3 protein-coding genes and 1 tRNA gene are annotated in these 3473 nt (G+C 68.8%); 2 read left to right on the top strand and 2 right to left on the bottom strand.

Translation table 11 applies throughout. The features are described from left to right. Positions 1-107 precede the first annotated feature (107 nt). Positions 108-605, top strand: a complete 498-nt coding sequence (locus tag ACLFRB_RS11660; protein WP_411069184.1) for a TIGR00645 family protein — start codon at positions 108-110, stop codon at positions 603-605. A gap of 52 nt (positions 606-657) precedes the next feature. On the opposite strand, the gene ACLFRB_RS11655 is transcribed toward ACLFRB_RS11660, so the two are convergent. After that, positions 658-1161 carry a DUF2062 domain-containing protein gene (locus ACLFRB_RS11655; protein ID WP_411069183.1) on the bottom strand — a complete coding sequence of 168 codons (504 nt, stop codon included), beginning with the start codon at positions 1159-1161 and terminating at the stop codon, positions 658-660. A 247-nt stretch (positions 1162-1408) separates the two neighbouring features. Then, positions 1409-1482, bottom strand: a tRNA-Gln gene (locus tag ACLFRB_RS11650). A 123-nt stretch (positions 1483-1605) separates the two neighbouring features. Between ACLFRB_RS11650 and ACLFRB_RS11645 the strand changes: the two genes are divergently transcribed. After that, entirely contained in the window at positions 1606-3318 is a 1713-nt protein-coding gene (locus ACLFRB_RS11645; protein ID WP_411069182.1) for a carbon starvation protein A, read from the top strand. The last annotated feature ends 155 nt before the right edge of the window (positions 3319-3473 follow it).

Raw genomic sequence — 3473 nt, 5'->3', positions numbered from 1 at the left:
CGCCGAAAAAGGGCAGGAAAGCCTTGCCCCGGCGACATAGGATCTCCTACAGGGGAAGCGCCTGAGCCAAGCGGATAATAACCAAATTGCGGAGTGGTAGGTCAGTCGTGAGCGCGGAGAAGATCCTCGAATCCTTCATGTTCAACAGCCGGTGGCTGCTGGTGCCTTTCTACCTCGGCCTGATCGTCGGCATGGTCCTGCTGCTCGGCAAGTTCGGCGTCGAATTGGTGCACCTGGTGGGCACCCTCCCCGAGGCCAGCACGGGGGAGCTGATCGTGGGCATCCTGGCCCTGATCGACCTGTCGCTGGTGGCCAGCCTGCTGCTGATCATCATCTTCAGCGGATACGAGAACTTCGTCTCCAAGATGGACACCGGCGACAACGAGGACCGGCCCGATTGGATGGGGCACGTGGACTTCTCCGACCTCAAGCTCAAGGTGATCGGCTCCATCGTCGCCATCTCGGCCATCGAGCTGCTCAAGTCCTTCATCAAGGTGGGCGACCTGTCCAACGAGCAGCTGGCCTGGAAGGTGGGCATCCACCTGACCTTCGTCGTCTCCGGCGTCCTGTTCGCGCTCATGGACCGGATCGGGGAGAAGCACTGAAGGGGGCTGGCCGGACCGGGGCCGCGACCTGCCAGGGCTCGGCTCCCCGCCTTCAGGGCGTCCCCCCGCCCCGCGACCGCCACTTCCACAGCACCGACAGCCGCCAGGCGCCGAGGAACAAGAAGTAGCCCCCCAGGGCGGCGGGCAGGGCGATCAGCAGGCTGCCCAGGCCCAGGTAGAGGGTCTGGGTGGCGGCCTGGCCGGCGGCGCCCGACGGCGAGATCCCCAGCCATTCGCCGAAGATCGCCTCGCCCGTGCGGTTGAAGGCGAAGTAGAGCGGAGCGGCGGTCAAGGGATTGCTCACCCAGGACACCACGAAGGCCGCCGGGAAGCTGGCCCGCATCAGCACGCACAGGAGAATCATCAGGGGGGTCTGGAAACCGACCGTGGGGGTGAGGCCGATGAGCAGGCCCACACTCACCCCGCGGGCCAGGGTGCGGCGGTCCAGCCCGAAGAAACCGGCGCGTGTCAGCAGCCGGCGCATGAGGGGGTGCTCACCCACCCAGGCGCGGATGCGGGCCTCGGTGGGCAGGATGCGGCGGAAGAAGCGGTGCATGGTGGTCGCGGCCGCTCCGGGGTTGGGCTCGATGCAAGGGCGGGCCCGGGAGGCCCGGTCCGGAAAAGGCTCCCCCGTCCAGGGACGAGGGAGCCGAGCCCCGGGACATCGGGGGTTGTCCGGTAGGTCAACGACGCCCCGGCCAGGGTTCCCCTGTCCTCGGCCGGACGTGCTCGCGGGGGCCCAGCCAAAAACGCCCCGAACCGGGCGGTCCGAGGCGAATCGGGGCTTAGGCCTGCTGTCCGTATGGCTGGGGGACCAGGATTCGAACCTGGGTTAACGGAGCCAGAATCCGTCGTCCTACCACTAGACGATCCCCCAAACGAGAGCCGAAAGTATAAGGAAGCCCTGGGGGCGGGTCAACCCGGCCCGGGCTTAGGCGGACCGGCCCCATGTGCTAGATTTTCCGGGTTGTTCCAAACCCAAGCCAACGAGGGGCCCGGGATGAGTCCAGCCGCCGTCGCCGTCGTCGCCATCGTCCTGTATCTGGTCTTCTACCGCTACTACAGCCGCTTTCTGGCGGAAAAGGTCTGGCGGCTCGACCCGGGGGCGGTTACCCCCGCCCACGCCCAGCGCGACGAGCTGGACTTTGTTCCCACCAACAAGTACGTCCTGTTCGGCCACCACTACGCCTCGGTGGCCGGCCTGGCGCCCATGCTGGGGCCCGCCATCGCGGTGATCTGGGGCTGGGTGCCGGCCCTGCTGTGGGTGGTGCTGGGAGCGCTGCTCATCGGCGCCGTCCACGACTTCTCCGCCCTGGTCCTGTCGGCGCGCAACCACGGCCAGTCCGTGGGGCGCATCGCCGAGCGGGTCATCACCCCCCGGGCCAAGCTGCTGTTCCTGCTCATCATCTTCTTCCTGGTGGCGCTGGCCATGGGGGTGTTCGTGCTGGTGGTGGGCTCCCTGTTCGCCTCGCCCGCCGGTGGCCCGGAGAGCGTGGTGCAGCACCCCGAGGCCGTGCTGCCCACCTTCTCCCTCATGGCCCTGGCCATGGTGGTGGGCTACCTCCACTACCGGCGCGGCTGGCGCCTGGGGCCGCTCACCGCCGTGGCCTTCCTGGCGGTGCTGGCGCTCACCTTCGGCGGCCTGCAGTACCCCGTGCTCGGTGTGGACGCCTCCGTGTGGCGCTGGGCGCTGTTGGGCTACGCCCTGGTGGCCTCCCTGCTGCCGGTGTGGCTGCTGCTGCAGCCCCGCGACTTCCTCAACTCCCTGCTGCTGTACCTGGCCCTGGCGGCCATCCTCGTCGGCCTGTTCCTGCTCAATCCGGAGTTCGCCGCCCCGGCGCTCAACCCGAGCCCCGAGGGCGCCCCTTCCATACTGCCCTTCCTGTTCATCATCATCGCCTGCGGGGCGATCAGCGGCTTCCACGGCGTGGTGGCCAGCGGCACCACCGCCCGCCAGCTGGACAAGGAGACGGACGCCCGCCTGGTGGGCTACGGCGGCATGATCGGCGAGAGCTTCCTGGCGCTGATCGCCGTGCTCGCCACCACCGCCGGCTTCGCCAGCTACGGCGAGTGGGCGGACCACTACGCCACCTGGGAGGCGGGCTCCGGCCTGGACGCCAAGCTCGGCGCCTTCATCCAGGGCACCGGGCTGTTCATCCACTCCTGGGGCGTGCCGCGCGGGCTCGCCGAGGCCTTCGTCTCCGTGGTGGTGGTGGCCTACGCGCTCACCTCCGTGGACTCCGGCACCCGGCTGCTGCGCTACAACCTCAACGAGATCGGCGCCACCTTCAACCTGCGCGCCCTGGAGAACCGCTGGGTGGCCACGCTGCTTGCCGTGGCGGCCATCGGCTTCTTCGCCTTCTTCAAGGTGGACGGCAAGCCGGCGGGCCTGCACCTCTGGGCCCTGTTCGGCACCACCAACCAGATCCTCGCCGCCCTCACCCTGCTGGCCGTCTCCGCCTACCTGCTCCACATGCGCCGGCCGGTGATCTACACCGCCGTGCCCATGGTGCTGGTGCTGGTGGCCACCGTCACCGCCATGATCTACAACCTCGCCGACTACATCGCCCAGGGCAACTGGGCCCTGACCATCGTCGGCGGCATCATCCTGATCCTGGCCCTGTGGGTGGTCCTGGAGGGCCTGTCCATGGTGCGGGCGCACCGGGAGGCGCGGCGGGGGGAGGGCGTCGTGGCCTCGGGCGAGGGCGAGTGAGAGGTCGCGGCCACTGGCCGCTCCCACAGGGGCCGCCAAGCCTGATTGGGCCTTTGTGGGAGCAGCCAGTGGCCGCGACACGCCTGAGTGGCCGCGGCTGGTAGCCGCTTGTATGTTGGAACAGGACATCGAGGGCGGGAAAGTAAAGGGACCGG

It is taken from the genome of Thiohalorhabdus sp., assembly GCF_046545655.1.
Lineage (GTDB): Bacteria > Pseudomonadota > Gammaproteobacteria > Thiohalorhabdales > Thiohalorhabdaceae > Thiohalorhabdus.
The sequence above is the reverse complement of the archived record's forward strand: the minus strand, read 5'-3'. Positions and strand labels throughout refer to the sequence as shown.